The organism is Rhizobium sp. TAL182, from assembly GCF_002117725.1.
Lineage (GTDB): Bacteria > Pseudomonadota > Alphaproteobacteria > Rhizobiales > Rhizobiaceae > Rhizobium > Rhizobium esperanzae.
This window is the reverse complement of the sequence record NZ_CP021024.1, coordinates 780,629-799,687: the sequence shown is the minus strand read 5'-3', so window position 1 is coordinate 799,687 and position 19,059 is coordinate 780,629. Positions and strand designations below refer to the sequence as shown.

Genomic DNA, 19,059 nt, shown 5'->3' with positions numbered 1-19,059 from the left:
GAACGACAAGGAGAATTCCGTGACCGATACCGTCAGACTCGTCAGCCTCGCCACCGCCACGCCCGAACATGTCATCTTCCAAAACCAGGCGGCCGAAGCCTCGGCCCGGCTGTTTGCCGGCCGTTTCGAGGATTTTCATCATCTAGCTCGCGTCTTCGACAGCGCCGGCATCAACAAGCGCCATGCGGCGCGGCCGCTTGCCTGGTTCGACGAAACGCATGGCTGGCAGGACCGCATGCAGGCCTATGGAGAGGTGGCGGGCGCCCTTTTCGTTGAGGCGGCCACCTCGGCACTTCGCCGGGCGGACCTCAGCGCCTGTGATGTCGACTGTATCGTCACCGTCTCTTCCACCGGTTTTACGACGCCGAGCCTCGATGCGCAGCTTGCCCGCCGCATGGGCTTCAGAACCGATATCGAGCGGGTGCCGGTCTTCGGGCTCGGCTGCGCCGCCGGCGTCTCGGGCTTTGCCGTCGCGGCGCGGCTGGCACGCAGCCGGCCGGGCGCCGTCGTGCTTTTCGTCTCGATCGAGCTTTGCACGCTCGCCTTCCGGCTGGACGAGCTGACGCGGCCGAACATCATCGCGACGGCGCTGTTCGGCGACGGCGCGGCCGCCTGCGTGCTCCGCGCCGGCGAAGGCGGGCTGGCCGAGGTGGAATCAGCCGGCGAGCATCTCTTCCCGGACACGCTCGACATCATGGGCTGGAAGATCGACGATGGCGGCTTCGGCATCGTGCTGGCGCAATCCTTGCCGCCCTTCGCCGAACGGGAACTCGCCCCGGCGGTGACGGCCATTCTGGCGCGAAACGGGCTGGAACTGGCAGACATCGACCGTTTCATCTGCCACCCCGGCGGCATGAAGGTGCTGGCCGCAATGGAGAGCGCGCTTTCACTGACACCCGGCACGCTCGATCACGAACGAGGCGTGCTTGCCGAATATGGCAACATGTCTTCGCCCACCGTGCTGTTCGTGCTGGAGCGGGTAATCCACGCCGGACTGCCGGAGCGAGCGGCGATGATCGCCATGGGACCGGGTTTTTCGGCCAGCTGCGTGACGCTGCGGAGGGCGGCATGATGTGGCCGTCGATCGCGCTCTTGACATTCGTGACGCTGCAGCGGCTGGGCGAGCTCGTACTTGCCCGGCGCAACACTGCCGCCCTGCTTGCCAGAGGCGGCCGGGAGGTCACCCCGGAGCATTATCCCGTCATGGTGGCGCTGCATGCCGCCTGGATCATGGGGCTCTGGCTGCTGGCGCCGGGCAGGCCGGTTCAACTCTTCTGGTTTCTGGTGTTCATGGGGCTACAGGTGCTGCGGCTCTGGGTGCTTACGACGCTGAAAGATCGCTGGACGACGCGCATCATCATCCTGCCCGGCGCGCCGCTCGTGAAATCGGGACCCTATCGCTTCTTCCGGCATCCGAACTATACGATCGTCGTCTGTGAGATCGCCGCCCTTCCTCTTGCCTTCGGCCTGCCGGTCTATGCGATCGTCTTTTCGCTTTTCAACGCTGCGATCCTGCATGTGCGCGTAAAGGCCGAGAATGCCGCACTAAAAAGCGCAATGATTTTGAAATGAATGCTAATTTTCGTTTGCACGCCGCTATCGGCAGGGGCATTTTCACTGCGATAACAGAGCGGAATGCAGGGGAATGACGAAAAACGCAATCGTGCTCGGCGCCGGCATCGTCGGGGTGTCCACCGCCATCCATCTGCAGCGACGCGGCCGGCAGGTGATGCTGATCGACCGCAAGGATCCGGGCAACGAAACCTCCTTCGGCAATGCCGGCCTGATCCAGCGCGAAGGGGTGGCACCTTACGGCTTTCCCCAGCAGCTCGGCCTGCTCATGCGTTATGCGCTCAACAACCGCATCGATGCGCATTATCATCTCAGAACGCTGCCGAGCCAGCTCGCCTTTCTCGCCCGTTACTGGTGGAATTCGAATGCCCGGCGACACGCGGCAATCACCCGAGCCTATGCGCCGCTGATCGAAAATTCGATTGCCGAGCACAAGGACCTGATCGAGGCCTCCCAGGCGCAGGCGCTGATCCGCAAGGACGGCTGGATGAAGATCTTCCGGACGGAGGCCAAACGCGACGAGGCCCTTGCGGAGGCCGCCCTTTGGCAGAATGAATTCGGCGTGACCTATGATAGCCTGACGTCGGCCGATATCGCCCGCATGGAACCCGATATGACCGTCCGTTTCGCCGGCGGCATCCGCTGGCGCGATCCCTGGTCGGTGCTCGATCCGCATGCGCTGACATCGGCCTATCGCCGCTATTTCGAAAGCCTCGGTGGCCGCTTCGTCACCGGCGACGCCGCCTCGCTCGGCCAGTTCGGTTCCGGCTGGAAGATCATGACCGGGGAAGGCCCGCTCGAAGCCGATGATGCGGTGATCGCGCTCGGCCCCTGGGCTGGCGTTGCCACACGCCGGCTCGGCTATTGCTTCCCGCTCGGCGTCAAGCGCGGCTATCACATGCATTATGCCGCCAAGGGCGATGCCGTGCTCAACAATTGGATCCTCGATGCCGAGCGCGGTTATTTGCTGGCGCCGATGAGCCGCGGCATCCGCCTGACGACAGGGGCGGAGTTCGCAACGCTCGACGCGCCGAAGACGCCGGTGCAGCTCGACCGGGCCGAAGCCGTGGCGCGTACGATCTTCCCTCTCGGAGGCAGGCTCGATCCCGAACCATGGATGGGCGCGCGCCCCTGCACGCCGGACATGATGCCTATCATCGGCAAGGCGCCGCGCCATCAGGGCCTGTGGTTCGCCTTCGGCCACGCCCATCACGGACTGACGCTCGGACCGGTGACCGGCCGCGTGCTTGCGGAACTCATCAGCGGCGAAACGCCGTTCATCGATATCTCGGCTTACTCGCCGCAGCGCTTCAAGCCATGACACCGAGGGTGGAGAGCCCGCTGAGCGCCGTTGCCGCAATGCCGTCGATCGTATCGTCGATATCGACGGTGACGACACCGGGTTCGCCTGTCGGCACCTCGAGTGTCGCCAGCTGACTTTCGAGCAGCGAGATCGGCATGAAATGCCCCTTGCGCTCGCCCATGCGCTTCGTCAGCAGCGCCTTGGATCCTTCGAGATAGACGAAGAACAGATTGCCGCCGGCAGCAGCCCTCAGCCTGTCGCGATAGGTACGTTTCAGCGCCGAACAGGAGACGATCATGCCCTCGCCTTTTTCCAGCGAGGCCTGCATCCGTTTGCCGATCAGGTCGAGCCAGGGCATCCGATCCTCATCGGTCAGCGGAATGCCCTTCGACATCTTCTCGACATTGGCGGCCGGATGAAGCGCATCACCTTCGACGAAGGCCAGATGCAAGGCCTCAGCAAGTTTCTCGCCGACCGAGGATTTGCCACAACCGCTGACCCCCATGACAATGATCGCATGAGGTCTGTTGATCCGATCGTCCTGCATGTTTCCTCTCAACGGCGGCTTCCCGCTCAGTCGAGCGGGAAATGACAGGCATATTGTTGTGCGCCTTCTCCACTTAATTCGGGAGAAACCTGCCGACAATAGTCCTGCGCCTTCCAGCAGCGCGGATTGAAGTGGCAGCCGGACGGCGGCTTCAACGGCGACGGCAGTTCACCTTGCAGGCGGATGCGGTTCTTCTCGCGCTCGGGATCGGCGATCGGCGTCGCCGACAGCAAGGCGGCCGTGTAGGGATGGCGCGGACGGGCGAAGACTTCGGCGGCAGGACCGGTTTCGATCGGGCGGCCGAGATACATCACCATCACCTCGTCGGCGATGTGATGGACGACCGAGAGGCCGTGCGAGATGAAGAGATAGGCAAGGCCCATCTCCTTCTGCAGGTCCATAAGCAGGTTCAGCACCTGCGCCTGGATCGACAGGTCGAGGGCCGAAACCGGTTCGTCGAGCACCAGCACCTTCGGCCGCAGCATCAGCGCGCGGGCAATGGCGATGCGCTGGCGCTGGCCGCCGGAGAACATATGGGGGTAGCGGCCGTGATGTTCCGGGCGCAGCCCGACGCGGGCCATCATCTCCTCCACCTTGCGGCGGCGGGCGCTGGCATCGAGATCGGTATTGATCTTCAGCGGCTCGTCCAGAATTGCACCGACCTTCTGGCGCGGGTTGAGCGAGCCATAGGGATTCTGGAATACGATCTGCACCTGGCTGCGCAGGCTGCGGTCGCCGACCCGCGCCGGCTTGCCGTCGATCAGCAATTCGCCGGCCGTCGGATCCTCGATCATCGTGACCAGACGGGCAAGCGTCGACTTGCCGCAGCCGGATTCGCCGACGACGGCCAGGGTCTTGCCGGAATGGAGGCTGAAGCTGACGCCGTTCAACGCCTTGACCGTGGCGTCGGCTTTGAAGAGACCGCGGTTGACGGTGTAGAAACGGGCGAGATCCCTGCCCTCGAGAACAGCGCCTGTCATACCAGGTCTCCTGCAGTTTCATTGGCCATGACGCCGGGGTGCCCGAGCGGCTTGCCGTCCTTCAAAGGATAGTTGCACAACGCCAGCCCGAGTTCCGGTCCCTGGCGCACCACACCGCGCTCGCATTCGACCGTTGCATAGCCGCAACGCGGGGCGAAAAGACAGCCCGTCGGGCGGCCGTGCTGGCCGGGAACGACACCGGCGATCGAGGGAAGACGCTGGCCGACCTGGGCGCGTTCCGGCAGGGCGGCGAGCAGGGCTGCCGTATAGGGGTGATGCGGATCGCGGAACAGCGCTTTCACCGGTTGCTCCTCGACCTTCTGGCCGGCATATTGCACCTGCACGCGCTCGGCGGTTTCGGCAACGACGCCCATGTCATGGGTGATCAGCACCAGCGCCATGCCCTGCTCTTTCTGCAAGCGCACGAGCAGATCGAGGATCTGCGCCTGGATCGTCACGTCGAGCGCCGTCGTCGGCTCGTCGGCGATGAGGAGCTTCGGATTGCAGGCGAGCGCCATGGCGATCATGACGCGCTGGCTCATGCCGCCCGACATCTGGTGCGGGAAGTTCGACAGGCGGTCCTCCGGCGCCGGAATGCCGACGAGGCTCAAGAGTTCGATCGAACGTTCACGGCGCTCCTTCCGGTTGAGGCCCATATGGACGCGTAGTGTCTCGCCGAGCTGGAAGCCGACCGTGAAGCACGGGTTCAGGCTCGACATCGGCTCCTGGAAAATCATCGCCATCTCCTTGCCGACGATCCGGCGGCGCCGGCGGGCGGAGATGCCGCGCAGATCCTGGCCGTCGAACTGCATGCGGTCGGCGGTGATCCTGGCGGTCCAGGGCAGAAGGCCCATCAGGGCCAGCATGGCAACGGATTTGCCCGAACCGGATTCGCCGACGACCGACAGGATTTCGCCCTTGTCGCAGCTAAGCGAGACGCCATCGACGGCGCGGAAAAGACCGGATGACGTCTGGAACTCGACGGTCAGATTTTCGATTTCGAGGAGCGGCATCACGACCTCTTCAGTTTGGGGTCAAGCGCATCGCGCAGGCCATCGCCCATCAGGTTGATGGCAAGAACGGTGATGAGGATGGCAAGACCCGGAAATGTCACGACCCACCAGGCGCGCGAGATGAATTCGCGGGACTCAGCAAGCATGGTGCCCCATTCGGGTGTCGGCGGCTGAGCGCCCATACCGAGAAAGCCGAGGGCGGCGGCATCGAGGATCGCCGCCGAGAAGGCAAGCGTCGCCTGAACGATCAGGGGGCCGAGACAGTTCGGCAGGATCGTCTTGAACATCAAGCGGAGCGTTCCCGCGCCGGCGACGCGCGAGGCGATCACATATTCCTTCTCACGCTCGGAAATGACCGAGGCGCGGGTCAACCGCACGAAATGCGGTTGGTTAACCAGCGAAATCGCGATCATCGCATTGGTAAGGCCGGGACCCAGGACCGCCACCAGCACGAGCGCGAGCAGCAGCGACGGGAAGGCCAGGATGATGTCCATCAGGCGCATGATGGCGGTATCGATCCGGCCGCGGAAATAACCGGCGACGAGGCCGATCAGCACGCCGCATATGACTGAAAGCGTGACGACCACGACGCCGATGAAGAGCGAGAACCGCGCTCCATAGATCAGCCGCGAGAGGATATCGCGGCCGACGGCATCCGTTCCGAGCGGAAAGGAGGCGTGGCCTCCTTCCATCCAGGCCGGCACTGCCAAGAGCACTTCACGATTCTGCTCGTTCGGCGCATGCGGCGCAAAAACCGGTGCAAAGATCGCAACGACGAGGATGATGACGAAAACAACGAGGCCGATGACGGCACCCTTGTTACGGGAGAAATAATGCCAGAATTCCGCAAGAGCGGATGGCTGGCCGGTTTTGACGGTGACCGTGCTCATGGACCGCTCCTAGTGACGAATGCGCGGATTGATGAAGCCGTAGAGGACGTCAACAATCAGATTGACCAGCATGATGACGCCGGCGATCAGGAGAAGGCCGCCCTGCACCACCGCGTAATCGCGCTTGAACACCGAATCGACCATCCATTTGCCGATGCCCGGCCAGGAGAAGATCGTCTCGGTGAGGATGGCGCCGGCAAGAAGGACACCGATCTGCAGGCCGATCGTGGTGATGACGGGGATCATTGCATTGCGCAGCGCATGCACGCCGACGACGCGCAGCGGCTTCAAACCTTTCGAGCGTGCGGTGCGGACATAGTCCTCGCCGAGAACCTCAAGCATGGCCGAGCGCGTCTGGCGGGCGATGACGGCGAGCGGGATGGTCGCCAGCACGATGGTCGGCAGAATGAGATAGCTGACGGCCGAGGCAAAGGCCCCTTTCTGACCTGACAGCAGGCTGTCGATCAGCATGAAGCCGGTCACCGGCTTGAAGAAATACATCAGCGAGATACGGCCGGAAACCGGCGTCCAGCCGAGATAGCCGGAGAAGAAGATGATAAGCAGCAGACCCCACCAGAAAATCGGCATGGAATAACCGACGAGGGCGACACCCATCACGCTCTGATCGAACCACGTGCCTCGCTTGACGGCCGCAAAGACGCCGGCGGGCACGCCAAGACAGACGGCAAGGATGATGGCGCAGAAAGACAGTTCCAGCGTTGCCGGAAACAATGTCAGGAATTCGCCGAGAACGGGCCGCTTGGTGACGATCGAGGTGCCGAGATCGCCCTGCAGGACTTTTCCCAGATAATCGAAATACTGCATATACATGGGCCGGTCGAAACCGAGATCGTGCATGATCTGGGCGTGCCGCTCCGGCGCCATGACGCGTTCACCCGAGAGCAGCATCACGGGATCTCCGGGCAGCAGGCGGATGAAAGAGAACGCGATCAAGGAAACGCCGAGGAATGTCGGGATCAGCACCGCAAGGCGGCCGATGAAAAAACGCAACATGGCAGATGTCCAATAGTTTCCGGCGGTCAGGAGGGTCCTGACCGCCGGCTGTGCCCAGTACTACCGGGCATTTTTACATTATTCTTGTTATTCGGATACGTCGACGCCGTCGAAACGGTGAATGCCGAGCGGGTCCATCTTGAAGCCCGAGACCTTCTTGCTCATCGGAACGAAGACGAGCGAATGGTCGAGGGTCGCCCAGGGGCCTTCCTTCTTGAAGATCAGCTGCGCCTGCTCATAGGCCTTGGTGCGCTCGCCGACATCGGCCGTCATCTTGGCCTTCGTCATGAGGTCGTCGTATTCCTTGTTGCACCACTGAGCGCGGTTGTTGCCGCCGACGGCATCGCAGCCGAGCAGCGTATCCATGAAGTTGTCGGGATCGCCATTGTCGCCGGTCCAGCCGAGGATGACGGCGCCATCGCGCTTCACGTCGGAGGAAAGCTTCAGGTACTCGGCCCACTCATGCGTGACGATCTCGACCTTGACGCCGACCTTGGCGAAATCGGCCTGGATCAGTTCGGCGGCGCGGCGTGCGTTCAGCATGTAGGGGCGCGACACCGGCATCGCCCAGACCTTCATGCTGAGATCCTTGACGCCGGCATCGGCGAGAGCCTTCTTGGCCGCATCCGGATCGTACTTGTCGTCCTGAACGGCGTCGTTATAGGACCACATGGTCGGCGGGATCGGGTTCTTGGCAACGGTGGCCGCGCCCTGGAAGACGGCGTCGACGATCGCCTGCTTGTTGATCGCCATGTTGAGCGCCCGGCGAACCTCCGGCTTGTCGAAGGGCGCCATCTGCGTGTTGTAGGCGAGGTAGCTAACATTGAGGCCAGCCTGCTCCTCGACGACGAGGTTCTTGTCCTTCTTCAGTTCAGGAACGTCGGCGGCATTCGGATAAGGAATCAGGTGGCACTCGCCGGCCTTCAGCTTCTGAGCGCGGACGGCGGCGTCAGAGGTGATGGCGAAAACCAGATCGTCGATCTTTTCCTTGCCCTTAAAATAGGTTTCGTTCGCCTTGTAGCGGATGACGGCATCCGGCTGATAGGCGACGAAGGTGTAGGGGCCGGTACCGAGCGGCTGCTGGTTCAGCTGCGCCATCTTGCCGTCGGCGGCCAGCTTGTCGGCATATTCCTTGGACATGATGGAAGCAAAGTCCATGGCGAGGTCGGCCAGGAACGGTGCTTCGGGATGGTTGAGCGTGAACTTCACCGTGAGGTCATCGACCTTCTCGACCGACTTGATCAGTTCCGGGAAGCCCATGCCGGCGGCGTATTCGTAAGAACCGCCCTCGACATACTTGTTCCACGGATTGTCGGACTTCAGCTGACGCTCGAAGGAGAAGACGACGTCGTCGGCGTTGAAGTCGCGCGTCGGCGTGAAGAAGTCGGTGGTCTGGAACTTGACGCCGGGATGAAGTTTGAAAGTGTATTCCTTGCCGTCGTCCGAAACGCTCCAGCTGTCGGCCAAACCGGGTTCGATCTCGGTGCCGCCATGCTTGAACTCGACGAGGCGGCTGTAGACGGTGCGCGAGGACGCGTCGAAGGTCGTGCCTGCCGTATAGAGGCTCGGGTCGAAGCCTTCCGGCGAACCCTCGGAGCAATAAACAAGGGTCTTGGACCAGGCCGACGTCGCCATGACCGAAATCAGGGCCGTCGCTGCCAGCATGACAGAGATCTTTTTCATAATATTGTTTCCCGGTTGTTCTTTTTTGATGTCTGGAGACCACAAAGGCATCCCGATCGACGGTCGATGGAACGACATTTATCTACTGAAAGCAACGGGCTACGGAGAAAATTTTTCCAGCTGGACAATTTTAGAAATTTTTCGTCAAAAATCAGCCTCATTCGGAAATTTTCGGATAAAAATGTCCGGCATTTCGTCGCATTTTGGATAATTGCGCCCTCTCAGCAGCGCATGCTGGACATTTCAGCATCCCTAAGCGCAACCAAAGGCCGCAAACAAAAACCGCGATTGCCGAGGCAACCGCGGTTTCATAAGTCAGACCTGTTTCTTGCAATCAGGCGGCGGGGGCAACGGCCGCCGGCTTGCGGTAGTGGTGCTCGCCGGTGATACCGAGGAGGAAATTGATCTGGGGGCGGGCCTTGACGAGGTCGTCGATCGAATATTCCGAGAGCACGCCGAAGAAGGCGTTGAGCGCCTTGCGCAGCGCCGAGTTCAAGCCACAGCTGTCGACCAGCGGGCATTCGACCATGCCATCATCCTCGAAGCATTCGGCCATGGCAAAACTGTCTTCCGTGACCCGGACAACGTCGAAGAGCGTGATTTCGGCCGCCGGCTTGCCCAGGCGCACACCGCCGTTGCGGCCGCGGACCGTCTCCACCAGGCCGGCCTTGTTCAGCGGCTGGAGGATCTTGAAAAGAAAGAGTTCGGAAACCCCGTAGGCCTTGGCAATTTCCGGAATCCGGCTCAGCTGCCCTTCGTTGGCAGCACAATACATCAACATGCGAACCGCATAGTTGGTCTGCTTCGTCAACCGCATGCCGATCTCCTGACTCGTGCCTGTTCAGACGTATATAGGCGGTTTGACAGTTTTGAACAATTCCAAAATATGAAATTTGCATTCAGCTTATGAGGCCATTTGCCACAACGTCAATCCTGCTCCGCGGTCTTCTGGTTGTAGTCCAAAATGGCTGCCAACGCTCAAATGAAACGGGGGCCAAAGGGCCCCCGAATTGCAGGTCGAGTGATCGTCCAGATTACTTCATCGTCGGCATGACGAATTCTGCGCCGCTCTTGATGCCGGAAGGCCAGCGGGCGGTGACGGTCTTGGTCTTCGTCCAGAACTTGATCGAATCCGTGCCGTGCTGGTTGAGGTCGCCGAAGCTCGATGCCTTCCAGCCGCCGAAGGAGTGATAGGCGAGCGGAACCGGGATCGGAACGTTGACGCCGATCATGCCGATATTGATGCGTGAGGCAAAATCGCGGGCGGCGTCGCCGTCGCGGGTGTAGATCGCGACGCCGTTGCCGTATTCGTGCTTCATCGGCAGCGACAGTGCTTCTTCATAGTTCTGGGCGCGAACGACGGAAAGGACAGGCCCGAAGATCTCGGTCTTGTAGATATCCATGTCCGGCGTGACGTGATCGAACAGGCAACCGCCGACGAAATAGCCGTCTTCATAGCCTTGGAGCTTGAAGTCGCGGCCGTCGACGACGAGCTTGGCGCCTTCCTCGATGCCGCGGTCGATCAAGCCGCGAACACGGTTATAGGCTTCCTTGGTGACGAGCGGGCCCATGTCGGCCTTCTCGTCTGTGTAAGGGCCGATGCGCAGCGATTCGATCTTCGGCGTCAGCTTCTCGACCAGGCGGTTGGCGGTCTCCTCGCCGACCGGAACGGCAACCGAGATCGCCATGCAGCGCTCGCCGGCCGAACCGTAGCCGGCGCCCATCAGCGCGTTGACGGCTTGGTCCATGTCGGCATCCGGCATGATGATCATATGGTTCTTCGCGCCGCCGAAGCACTGGGCGCGTTTGCCGTTCATCGCCGCCGTGCCGTAGACGTAGCGGGCGATCGGCGTCGAGCCGACGAAGGAGACGGCGCCGATATCCGGATCGGTGAGGATGGCGTCGACGGCGCCCTTGTCGCCGTTGACGACATTGAGGATGCCGGCCGGAAGACCGGCTTCGATCATCAGTTCGGCGAGACGGATCGGCAGGGACGGATCACGCTCGGAGGGCTTCAGGATGAAGGCATTGCCGCAGGCGATCGCCGGCGCGAACATCCACATCGGGATCATGCCGGGGAAGTTGAAAGGCGTGATGCCGGCACCGATGCCGACCGGCTGGCGGATCGAATACATGTCGATCGCCGGACCCGCGCCCTCGGTGAATTCGCCCTTGGCGAGATGCGGGATGCCGCAGACGAATTCGCAGACTTCGAGGCCGCGAACGACGTCGCCCTTGGCGTCCTCGATCGTCTTGCCGTGTTCCTTCGAAATCAATTCGGCAAGTTCGTCCATATGCTTGTTCAGGAGCTCGACGAACTTGAAGAAGACGCGAGCGCGGCGCTGCGGGTTGGTGGCCGCCCATTTCGGCTGTGCGGCCTTGGCGTTCTCGACGGCGGCGCGAAGCTCCTCGACGCTGGCGAGGGCGACGGTCGCCTGCACTTCGCCGGTCGCCGGATTGTAGACGTTGCTGACGCGGCCGCTGGTGCCGGCGACCTGCTTGCCGCCGATGAAATGTCCGATCTCACGCATGGATGTTCCTCCTGTTTGGATGACCTACAATCGCACTTCAATTTGCACAAATCAATGCGTTGATATAAGCAACCGTTGTGCACGTTTTATAGTTTCGATGCAGGTGCTGCTGCTTCCAAACTTGGCGCGGCATGCGGACAAGTCAAACTCAGGGAGGGCCCATCGATGAGCCAAAATCCGGTCGTGCGAATGGCTGAGCTGGAGATCGCCGCCGAGAGGCTTGAAGCCTATCGCGCATTGCTTGCGGAGGAAATCGAGGCTTCGGTCGCTCTGGAAGACGGCGTCCTTTCGCTGAGCGCTGTTTCCATCCGCGAAGCTCCAAGCCGCGTTCGTATTCTCGAAGTCTACGCCGACCGGGAGGCCTATGAGGCGCACCTGCGGACACCGCATTTCCTCAAATATAAAAGCGAGACGGCCGGCATGGTGACGTCGCTGACGCTGATCGATGTCGACCCGATTGCAATGCGGGCCAAGTGATGAACTGGGATGACGTTCGCATTTTCCTGGCCGTCGCCCGAACCGGACAGATCCTTGCCGCTTCGAAACGCCTGGGGCTTAACCACGCCACGCTTTCGCGCCGGCTGACGTCGCTCGAAGCGGCACTGAAGACGCGGCTCTTCGTCCGCCGCACGAACGGCTGCGAGCTGACGGCCGAAGGTGGCATCTTCCTTAATGCTGCCGAGCGGATGGAAACCGAAATGCTGGCAGTGCAGGCCAATCTCGGCCACACCGACACGGCGATCGCCGGGACGGTGCGCGTCGGCGCGCCTGATGGTTTCGGCGTCTCCTTTCTGGCACCCCGCATGGGCAGGCTGATCGAACGCCACCCGGAGCTGAAGATCCAGCTCGTGCCGGTGCCGCGCTCCTTCTCGTTGTCGCAGCGTGAGGCCGATATCGCGATCACGCTGGAACGTCCCGAACAGGGCCGGCTCGTCTCCTCCAAGCTGACGGACTATACGCTCGGCCTCTATGCCTCGCGCGACTACCTCGCCTCACACGGCAGACCGGGCGATGTCGAGGCGCTGAAGGCGCATCCGCGCATCGGCTATGTCGAGGATCTGATCTTCACCGCCTCGTTGAATTTCTCCGGCGAGGTCATGCGCAGCTGGGACGCCGGCTTCGAAATCTCGACGGCGATCGGCCAGACGGAGGCGGTGCGATCAGGTGCCGGCATCGGCATCCTGCACGATTACATCGCCCGGCAGTATACGGAGCTCGAGCGCATCCTGCCTGACATTTCGATCCGGCGCGCCTATTGGACGACCTATCACGAAACGGCGCGCGATCTCGTTCGCGTCAGAAGCGTCGTCGATTTCCTGCAGGAACTCGTCGGCGCCGAGCGCCACATCTTCCTTTAAGTCTCCGAAACGTGCTTGGCCGGCTCGTCGTTTTCATCCGGATTTGGAACAGGCGCCTCGTCCGGAAGCCGGTCCGGCTCCGGCTCGGTGATCGGCGGCACCGGTTTCCAGCCGGGTGCCGGCATCGGCGGCTGATCGGGAATGGGTTCGTTGGGCACGGACATGACCGCCTCCCTGTTTGCGATGTTCGTCGGGGCTATTTGTCCGACTTCAGCATCTCCGCGCGCAGCGGCATACTGTCGATAATGACGAAGAGCTCGCCACTGTTGATCGGCTCGCTGACCTTGAGCTTGACGGTGCCGTCCTTGCCGACAAGGAAGGCGGCGAATTCACCCGTCTCCGGCGCATCGAGATCGCAGCGAATCGCTTCGCCGTCAAGGCCATCGGCAGCGCCGAACAGCGCCCGGACCTTGCCGCCCGAAACCTTCAGCACCACCATATCGCGTTCATCGAGCGCGCTGCGGTCGGCCAGCAGCTGGTTTTCCTGGCGCGCCGCGCGGGCATTGTCCCTGTCGGCGAAAAGAATGAAGACGCGATTCTTCCACTGGAATGCGGCCAGGCTTTCAATCGGCGAATAGGCGCCGTTCGTCTCGTCGATCTTGGTCGCGCCGTAGAGCAGGGTTTTCGACATGCGTATTCTCCCGTCAGCTTGGAGAACGGTCCGAGATGGCACGGGTTCCATCTAATCGACAGGATCCTGGTTTTCGTGCCCGCACCTGCAGATTGCGCGCTGCACTTTTGCGCGACATCCGCTGATCCCGCTGCCGTGCCTACCGTTGATCGAACGAGCTACGCCCGCAACGACGTCCGTCAATATCCGCCGGAATTGACTCACGCCGTTACGGGTTCATCCTCTCCCCGGCAAAAATGTGCCGCGCGGTCCGAGCAAAGATCAAGCGAACAAGAAGTCCCACGACTGCAGGCTTGAAAGAGCGACATTCCTTAACGTTATGGTGTTGTCGGAATCGGCCATGATAACTGTATCATTCCCGGACTGCTCGCTTGCCGCAAAAAGCGATTCCCAATCGACGAAAATGTTGTGGTCGATCGAGATTGCGTCATGTGCGGAGCCGGTTGCCACGAAGTTGGTGATCGTATCGTGGCCCCAGTTCGACGAATAAACGAAGACATCGGCTGCCGCCCCCCCAGTGAGGGTATCGTTGCCGGCGCCACCCGTCAGTGTATTTGAACCACTGCCGCCGACGATAACGTTGTCCAGCGCATTCCCTGTTCCGGCAAAGGGTCCCGTTCCGATAAATGTGAGGTTCTCGACATTGGTCTCCAACGTGTAGGAGGCCAGTATCGTGCGAACCGTGTCGGTCCCAGCGTCGGCGGCTTCGGTGACGAGGTCGCCGGCATTATCGACGATGTAGGTGTCGTGGCCCGCACCACCGATCAAGGTGTCCGCACCTGCCGCGCCATTCAGCGTATCATTGCCGGCGCCGCCGGTGATCGTGTTGGCGAGACCATTGCCGGCGCCGCTGAAGTTGGCCGATCCGGTATAGGTCAGGTTCTCGACATTGTTGCCGAGCGTATAGCCTGCCAGTGTCGTGCGAACCGTGTCGGTCCCTGCGTCGGCCGCTTCGGTGACCATGTCGCCGGCATTGTCGACGATATAGGTGTCGTCGCCCGTCCCGCCGATCAAACGATCGGCCCCGGCTCCACCATTTAGCGTATCGTTGCCGTCGCCGCCGGCAAGCGTATCGGCGGCAGCGCCACCCGTGATCGTGTTGTCGAGGCTATTGCCTATCCCGACAAAGGCTGCCGTGCCGATGTAGGTGAGATGTTCGACATCGCTGCCAAGCGTATAGCTTGCCAGGGTCGTGCGAACCGTGTCGGTCCCGGCGCTGGCGGCTTCGGTGACGATGTCGCCGGCATGATCGACGATATAGGTGTCGTCGCCCGCCCCGCCGATCAAGCTATCCGCACCGCCCCCACCATTCAGCGTATCGTTGCCGACACCGCCGGAAAGCGTATCGGCGGCAGCGCCACCCGTGATCGTGTTGTCGAGATCATTGCCTGTTCCGACAAAGGCTACCGTGTTGATGTAGGTGAGGTTCTCGACATCGCTGCCAAGTGTGTAGTTCGCCAGCGTCGTGCGAACCGTGTCGATCCCCTCATCGGCCGCTTCGGTGACGAGGTCGCCGACATGGTCGACGATATAGGTGTCGTTGCCCGTACCGCCGATCAAGCTATCCGCACCGCCCCCGCCATTCAGCAGATCGTTGCCGGCGCCGCCGGTGATCGTGTTGGCAAGCGCATTGCCGGTGCCGGTGAAGTTGGCGGATCCCGTATAGGTCAGGTTCTCGACATTGACCAATGCGGCGATCGAATAGGCTGCAAGCGCCGTGCGGATTTCGTCAGTGCCGGCGCCGACCGCCTCCTTGATCACGTCGCTCGCACTGTCGGCCACATAGATGTCGTTGCCGGCACCACCGTCAAGCGTGTCGTTGCCGACGCCGCCGTCCAGCGTGTCGTTGCCGGCGCCGCCGGTGATCGTGTTGACGAGCGCATTGCCGGTGCCGGTGAAGCTGCCGGATCCCGTAAAGAGCAGGTTCTCGACATTCGCCCCCAGTGTGTAGGCGGCCAGCGTCGTGCGAACCGTGTCGATACCGACGACGGCTGCTTCGGTGACGATGTCGCCGGCATTGTCGATGATATAGGTGTCGTTGCCCGCACCACCGATCAAGCTGTCCGCACCGGCCGCGCCATCAAGCGTGTCATTGCCGGCGCCGCCGGTGATCGTATTGGCGAGGCTATTGCCGGTGCCGGCAAAGGCTGCCGTGCCGATAAAGCTCAGGTTCTCGACGTCGCTGCCAAGCGTATAGCTCGTCAGTGTCGTGCGAACCGTGTCGGCTCCCTCATCGGCGCTTTCGGTGACGATGTCGTCGGCATTGTCGACAATGTAGGTGTCGTCACCCTCACCGCCGATCAAGCTGTCCGTACCGGCCCCGCCATTCAGCAGATCGTTGCCGGCGCCGCCGGTGATCGTGTTGGCAAGCGCATTGCCGGTGCCGGTGAAGTTGGCGGATCCCGTATAGGTCAGGTTCTCGACATTGACCAATGCGGCGATCGAATAGGCTGCAAGCGCCGTGCGGATTTCGTCGGTGCCGGCGCCGACCGCCTCCTTGATCACGTCGCTGGCACTGTCGACCACATAGATGTCGTTGCCGGCACCACCGTCAAGCGTGTCGTTGCCGACGCCGCCGTCCAGCGTGTCGTTGCCGGCGCCGCCGGTGATCGTATTCGCGAGACCATTCCCAGTCCCAGCGAAATCACCGGTGCCGATGAAGATCAAGTTTTCGACATTATTGGTCAAAGCATAGGAAGAAAACGTCGTCTTGACCAGATCGACTCCTTCATTCGGCCTTTCAGTGACGACGTCGCCAACGTTATCGACAAGATAGGTGTCATTGCCCGCTCCGCCGAGCAGTATGTCTGCTCCGGCCTTCCCGTCCAGGGTGTCGGCACCTGCCGCACCCCGGATCGTATTGGCGAGGCTATTGCCCGTCCCGGTAAAGGCTGCCGTGCCGCTATAGGTGAGATTGTCGACATTGGCGGCCAGAGTGTAGCTTGCCAGCGCCGTTTGCACCGTATCGATGCCCTCATCGGCGTTTTCGGTGACGACGTCGGACGCGTTGTCAACGATGTAAGTGTCGTTGCCCGTCCCCCCGATCAGCGTGTCGGCGCCAGCCCCGCCATTCAGGGTGTCATCACCGGCACCGCCCGACAAAATATCGATGGCCGCGCCGCCGGTGATGGTGTTGTTGAGGTTGTTGCCAGTGCCGGCAAAGGAACCCGAGCCGATTTTCGTGAGGTTCTCGACGTTGGCGCTCAGTGTGTAGCTCGCAAGATACGTCTGAACCGTGTCAATGCCCTCGTCGACGTTCTCGATGATAGTGTCGCCGGCATAGTAAGCGACATAAATATCGTTGCCGGTCCCACCGATAAGCGTGTCAGCTCCCCAGCCACCGTCCAGAGTATCGTTGCCTGCCCCACCAGAGAGCGTATCGTCGCCTAACCCACTAGTGATTATATTGTCGAGGCTATTACCGGTACCAGTAAAATTGCCGTTAGCTACGAAGGATAGGTTCTCGACATTGGCGATGTCCGCAAGCGAATAAGTAGCAAGATCGGTCCGGATCTTGTCAGTGCCGCCGTTGGCCGCCTCGACCACGATATCGCCGAGACTATCGACCTCATAGGTATCGTCGCCCGCGCCACCGATCAGCGTGTCGTCGCCGGCCTCCCCATCAAGCCAATCAGATCCCGTCCCGCCGGTGATCACATTGGCCGCCGCATTGCCTTCGCCGATGAACGTGGTGGTGCCGGTGTAGGTCAGGTTTTCGACGTTGGTGCTGAGTGTATAAGAAAGCTTCGTCCGGACCGTATCCGTCCCCTCATTGGCATTCTCAATCACGGAGTCGCCGGCATTGTCGACGATGTAGATGTCGTCGCCCACCCCGCCCGACAGCTTATCGATTCCGGTCCCGCCGTCGAGCGTATCATTACCGGAATCGCCGGTCAGGGAATCATTTCCGGCATTGCCCCAGAGCGTATTGTCCGCCTCGTTCCCCGTAACCGTATCGTTGCCGGAGCCGGCCTTAACATTCTCGATCAACGATGCAACATTGTCCTGATAAAGCAGGGCGTTGAAAATGTTGCCGCGGGCATAACCATTATTCGGACCTCCTCCCAGATCGGCCAACTGGCCCTGGGAAAAGACCGAGTACCCCCCTGCTCGCAAGTCGATTTTGAGGGCGGTGGTATAAGCGCTCAAATCATAGGTATCGATGCCGCCGCCGTCCCAGATTGTCGCGAAGATGCGGTTGGCAGCGGGCGTGATGGCCGCAACGCCGTTGACATAGGTGATGCCCTGGTTCGGATTCCATTTGTAGACGGTATCGCCACTGTTCGTGGTGTAGTCCGCACCATACATTTCCTGCAGGGCGGCGATGTCGAGCATCATGAAGGTTTGCGGCGCGCCATCATGCTCATACTTGTACCCACTCAAACTGTCTCCCACATACGTGTGGTAGGTCATGATCGTATATTCGAGCGAGTCGTAGGCGTTCGGAACGACCGTCGGATTGGTAACCTCCGATTCATGAGCATGTTTCAATCCGAGAGCGTGACCCAGCTCGTGCGCTAACGTATGGCCTGCATAATTGCCGAACCTCGGAAAGCGAAGATCATCTTCGGTGCCGGCATATTCCGTCCCGAACCAGACATCGCCTGCCGGCTCGCCGGCATCCGGAGTATAAGCCCATGCCGTCGGAGGCAGCCACGATTGAGCGAACCGCACCGTTGCGGTATCCGCACTTCCGGCCTCAAAGTTGGCGTTCGTAAATCCCTCTACGGAGAAGCCGTCGTTTGCCGCGCTCCCATAGGACTGCTCCATAAAGAACAAAGCGAGAGACTTCTGCTGCGACGAAATTGACGAGAAAGAATAGTTTTTCTCGCCACTATAGTCATACGATGACGGGGTCGTGGGAAACGCATAGGTTATCGTTCCGTCCCAGGCGGAGCCGCTGAAGAGCCCGTCAACTTTCTGATCCCCAGTCGAAATGACGTTCTTCGTCGAAGTAATGAGGTCCGTCATAAAATCCCCGTCTGCCTATTCCATTTCGGCCGCGCTTAACGCCGATTTCCCTCTGCTCCATTTGAAGAGGAAATTCAACTAAAAGCTTTATTTCTGTTCGAGAAGGTTTTTGATCTTGGCGACTAGCGCTTATGAAGCGCTTCCTCCGCAACCTCTAACAAAGGCTAGAAGACATATTCAAGGATCCTGTGCTCTGCCCATCCGAACCTTCGCAATTGCTGGCATGACGGCACTTAAATTGAAGTTACGGTCATCTGCTGAAATTTAATAAGGCTCCAGGCTATCGGGAAAACGAGGTCCGGATTGTTTCGGCGCCCCCGAACGTTGTCTCCGTCTCTCTTGCCGCGGGTCGGCTTCGCGGTTCGAATCTTCCGCAATTTTGTTTGCGTTGGTGGATCGTTCTGGATCGAGTGGCGGATTGTCGCAATGCGAACCTCGCTGCTGCTGCGTGCCGCATACGTAGCTCACCCCGCGGTATGGCACCATACGGGCTGGTTGTGCTTCTCAAATGTTCGAGTTGGTGTGGTAAATAAGCAGCAAATTAGCCATCGGAAGCATAGGCTCTC

At 60.9% G+C, this 19,059-nt stretch carries 16 protein-coding genes; 5 read left to right on the top strand and 11 right to left on the bottom strand.

Going from position 1 to position 19,059, the window contains the following annotated elements; translation table 11 throughout:
• The first annotated feature begins 19 nt into the window (after window positions 1-19).
• From Tal182_RS03955 to Tal182_RS03945, 3 genes are all read left to right on the top strand, one after another.
• Window positions 20-1,072 carry a type III polyketide synthase gene (locus tag Tal182_RS03955; RefSeq protein WP_085858124.1) on the top strand — a complete coding sequence of 351 codons (1,053 nt, stop codon included), beginning with the start codon at window positions 20-22 and terminating at the stop codon, window positions 1,070-1,072.
• Window positions 1,069-1,572, top strand: coding sequence for an isoprenylcysteine carboxylmethyltransferase family protein (locus Tal182_RS03950; RefSeq protein WP_085858123.1), 504 nt, complete (start codon window positions 1,069-1,071; stop codon window positions 1,570-1,572). The genes Tal182_RS03955 and Tal182_RS03950 overlap by 4 nt, the downstream gene beginning before the upstream one ends.
• A 73-nt stretch (window positions 1,573-1,645) precedes the next feature.
• Complete coding sequence (locus Tal182_RS03945) at window positions 1,646-2,893, top strand: FAD-binding oxidoreductase (protein WP_085858122.1); 1,248 nt, start codon at window positions 1,646-1,648, stop codon at window positions 2,891-2,893.
• Here the strand turns inward: Tal182_RS03945 and Tal182_RS03940 are convergent.
• The 8 genes from Tal182_RS03940 to Tal182_RS03905 all read right to left on the bottom strand — a co-directional run bounded on the left by Tal182_RS03940 (window position 2,883) and on the right by Tal182_RS03905 (window position 11,533).
• Window positions 2,883-3,422 (bottom strand): gluconokinase, encoded by a 540-nt coding sequence (locus Tal182_RS03940; RefSeq protein WP_085858121.1) that lies wholly within the window; start codon window positions 3,420-3,422, stop codon window positions 2,883-2,885. The two genes, Tal182_RS03945 and Tal182_RS03940, sit on opposite strands and share 11 nt — an antisense overlap.
• Before the next feature lie 26 nt (window positions 3,423-3,448).
• Window positions 3,449-4,402 (bottom strand): peptide ABC transporter ATP-binding protein, encoded by a 954-nt coding sequence (locus Tal182_RS03935; protein ID WP_085858120.1) that lies wholly within the window; start codon window positions 4,400-4,402, stop codon window positions 3,449-3,451.
• Window positions 4,399-5,415 carry an ABC transporter ATP-binding protein gene (locus Tal182_RS03930; protein ID WP_085858119.1) on the bottom strand — a complete coding sequence of 339 codons (1,017 nt, stop codon included), beginning with the start codon at window positions 5,413-5,415 and terminating at the stop codon, window positions 4,399-4,401. The genes Tal182_RS03935 and Tal182_RS03930 overlap by 4 nt, the downstream gene beginning before the upstream one ends.
• Window positions 5,415-6,305: an ABC transporter permease subunit gene (locus Tal182_RS03925; protein ID WP_064800740.1), complete on the bottom strand. Its 891-nt coding sequence runs from the start codon at window positions 6,303-6,305 to the stop codon at window positions 5,415-5,417. Before Tal182_RS03925 ends, Tal182_RS03930 begins: the two co-directional genes overlap by 1 nt.
• A 9-nt stretch (window positions 6,306-6,314) precedes the next feature.
• The gene (locus Tal182_RS03920; RefSeq protein ID WP_038686996.1) at window positions 6,315-7,319 is read right to left on the bottom strand and encodes an ABC transporter permease subunit; all 1,005 of its coding nucleotides are present in this window, start codon (window positions 7,317-7,319) and stop codon (window positions 6,315-6,317) included.
• An 87-nt stretch (window positions 7,320-7,406) separates the two neighbouring features.
• Window positions 7,407-9,002, bottom strand: coding sequence for an ABC transporter substrate-binding protein (locus Tal182_RS03915; RefSeq protein WP_064800738.1), 1,596 nt, complete (start codon window positions 9,000-9,002; stop codon window positions 7,407-7,409).
• Between the two features lie 334 nt (window positions 9,003-9,336).
• Window positions 9,337-9,819, bottom strand: a complete 483-nt coding sequence (gene rirA / locus Tal182_RS03910; RefSeq protein ID WP_064800737.1) for an iron-responsive transcriptional regulator RirA — start codon at window positions 9,817-9,819, stop codon at window positions 9,337-9,339.
• 217 nt (window positions 9,820-10,036) lie between these two features.
• A complete protein-coding gene (locus Tal182_RS03905) occupies window positions 10,037-11,533 on the bottom strand; it encodes a CoA-acylating methylmalonate-semialdehyde dehydrogenase (protein WP_064800736.1) in 1,497 nt (498 codons plus the stop codon).
• 165 nt (window positions 11,534-11,698) lie between these two features.
• Between Tal182_RS03905 and Tal182_RS03900 the strand changes: the two genes are divergently transcribed.
• Together Tal182_RS03900 and Tal182_RS03895 are read left to right on the top strand one after the other, a co-directional pair.
• Window positions 11,699-12,010 carry a putative quinol monooxygenase gene (locus Tal182_RS03900; protein ID WP_064800735.1) on the top strand — a complete coding sequence of 104 codons (312 nt, stop codon included), beginning with the start codon at window positions 11,699-11,701 and terminating at the stop codon, window positions 12,008-12,010.
• On the top strand, window positions 12,010-12,891 hold the full coding sequence (locus Tal182_RS03895) for a LysR family transcriptional regulator (protein ID WP_085858118.1): 882 nt from the start codon (window positions 12,010-12,012) through the stop codon (window positions 12,889-12,891). The genes Tal182_RS03900 and Tal182_RS03895 overlap by 1 nt, the downstream gene beginning before the upstream one ends.
• Here the strand turns inward: Tal182_RS03895 and Tal182_RS32100 are convergent.
• From Tal182_RS32100 to Tal182_RS03885, 3 genes are all read right to left on the bottom strand, one after another.
• Entirely contained in the window at window positions 12,888-13,055 is a 168-nt protein-coding gene (locus tag Tal182_RS32100) for a hypothetical protein (protein WP_088395265.1), read from the bottom strand. The genes Tal182_RS03895 and Tal182_RS32100 overlap by 4 nt on opposite strands.
• Window positions 13,056-13,087: 32 nt before the next feature.
• Window positions 13,088-13,522 carry a DUF4174 domain-containing protein gene (locus tag Tal182_RS03890; protein WP_085858117.1) on the bottom strand — a complete coding sequence of 145 codons (435 nt, stop codon included), beginning with the start codon at window positions 13,520-13,522 and terminating at the stop codon, window positions 13,088-13,090.
• Between the two features lie 261 nt (window positions 13,523-13,783).
• Window positions 13,784-18,493, bottom strand: a complete 4,710-nt coding sequence (locus Tal182_RS03885) for a M10 family metallopeptidase C-terminal domain-containing protein (RefSeq protein ID WP_085858116.1) — start codon at window positions 18,491-18,493, stop codon at window positions 13,784-13,786.
• Window positions 18,494-19,059: the final 566 nt, after the last annotated feature.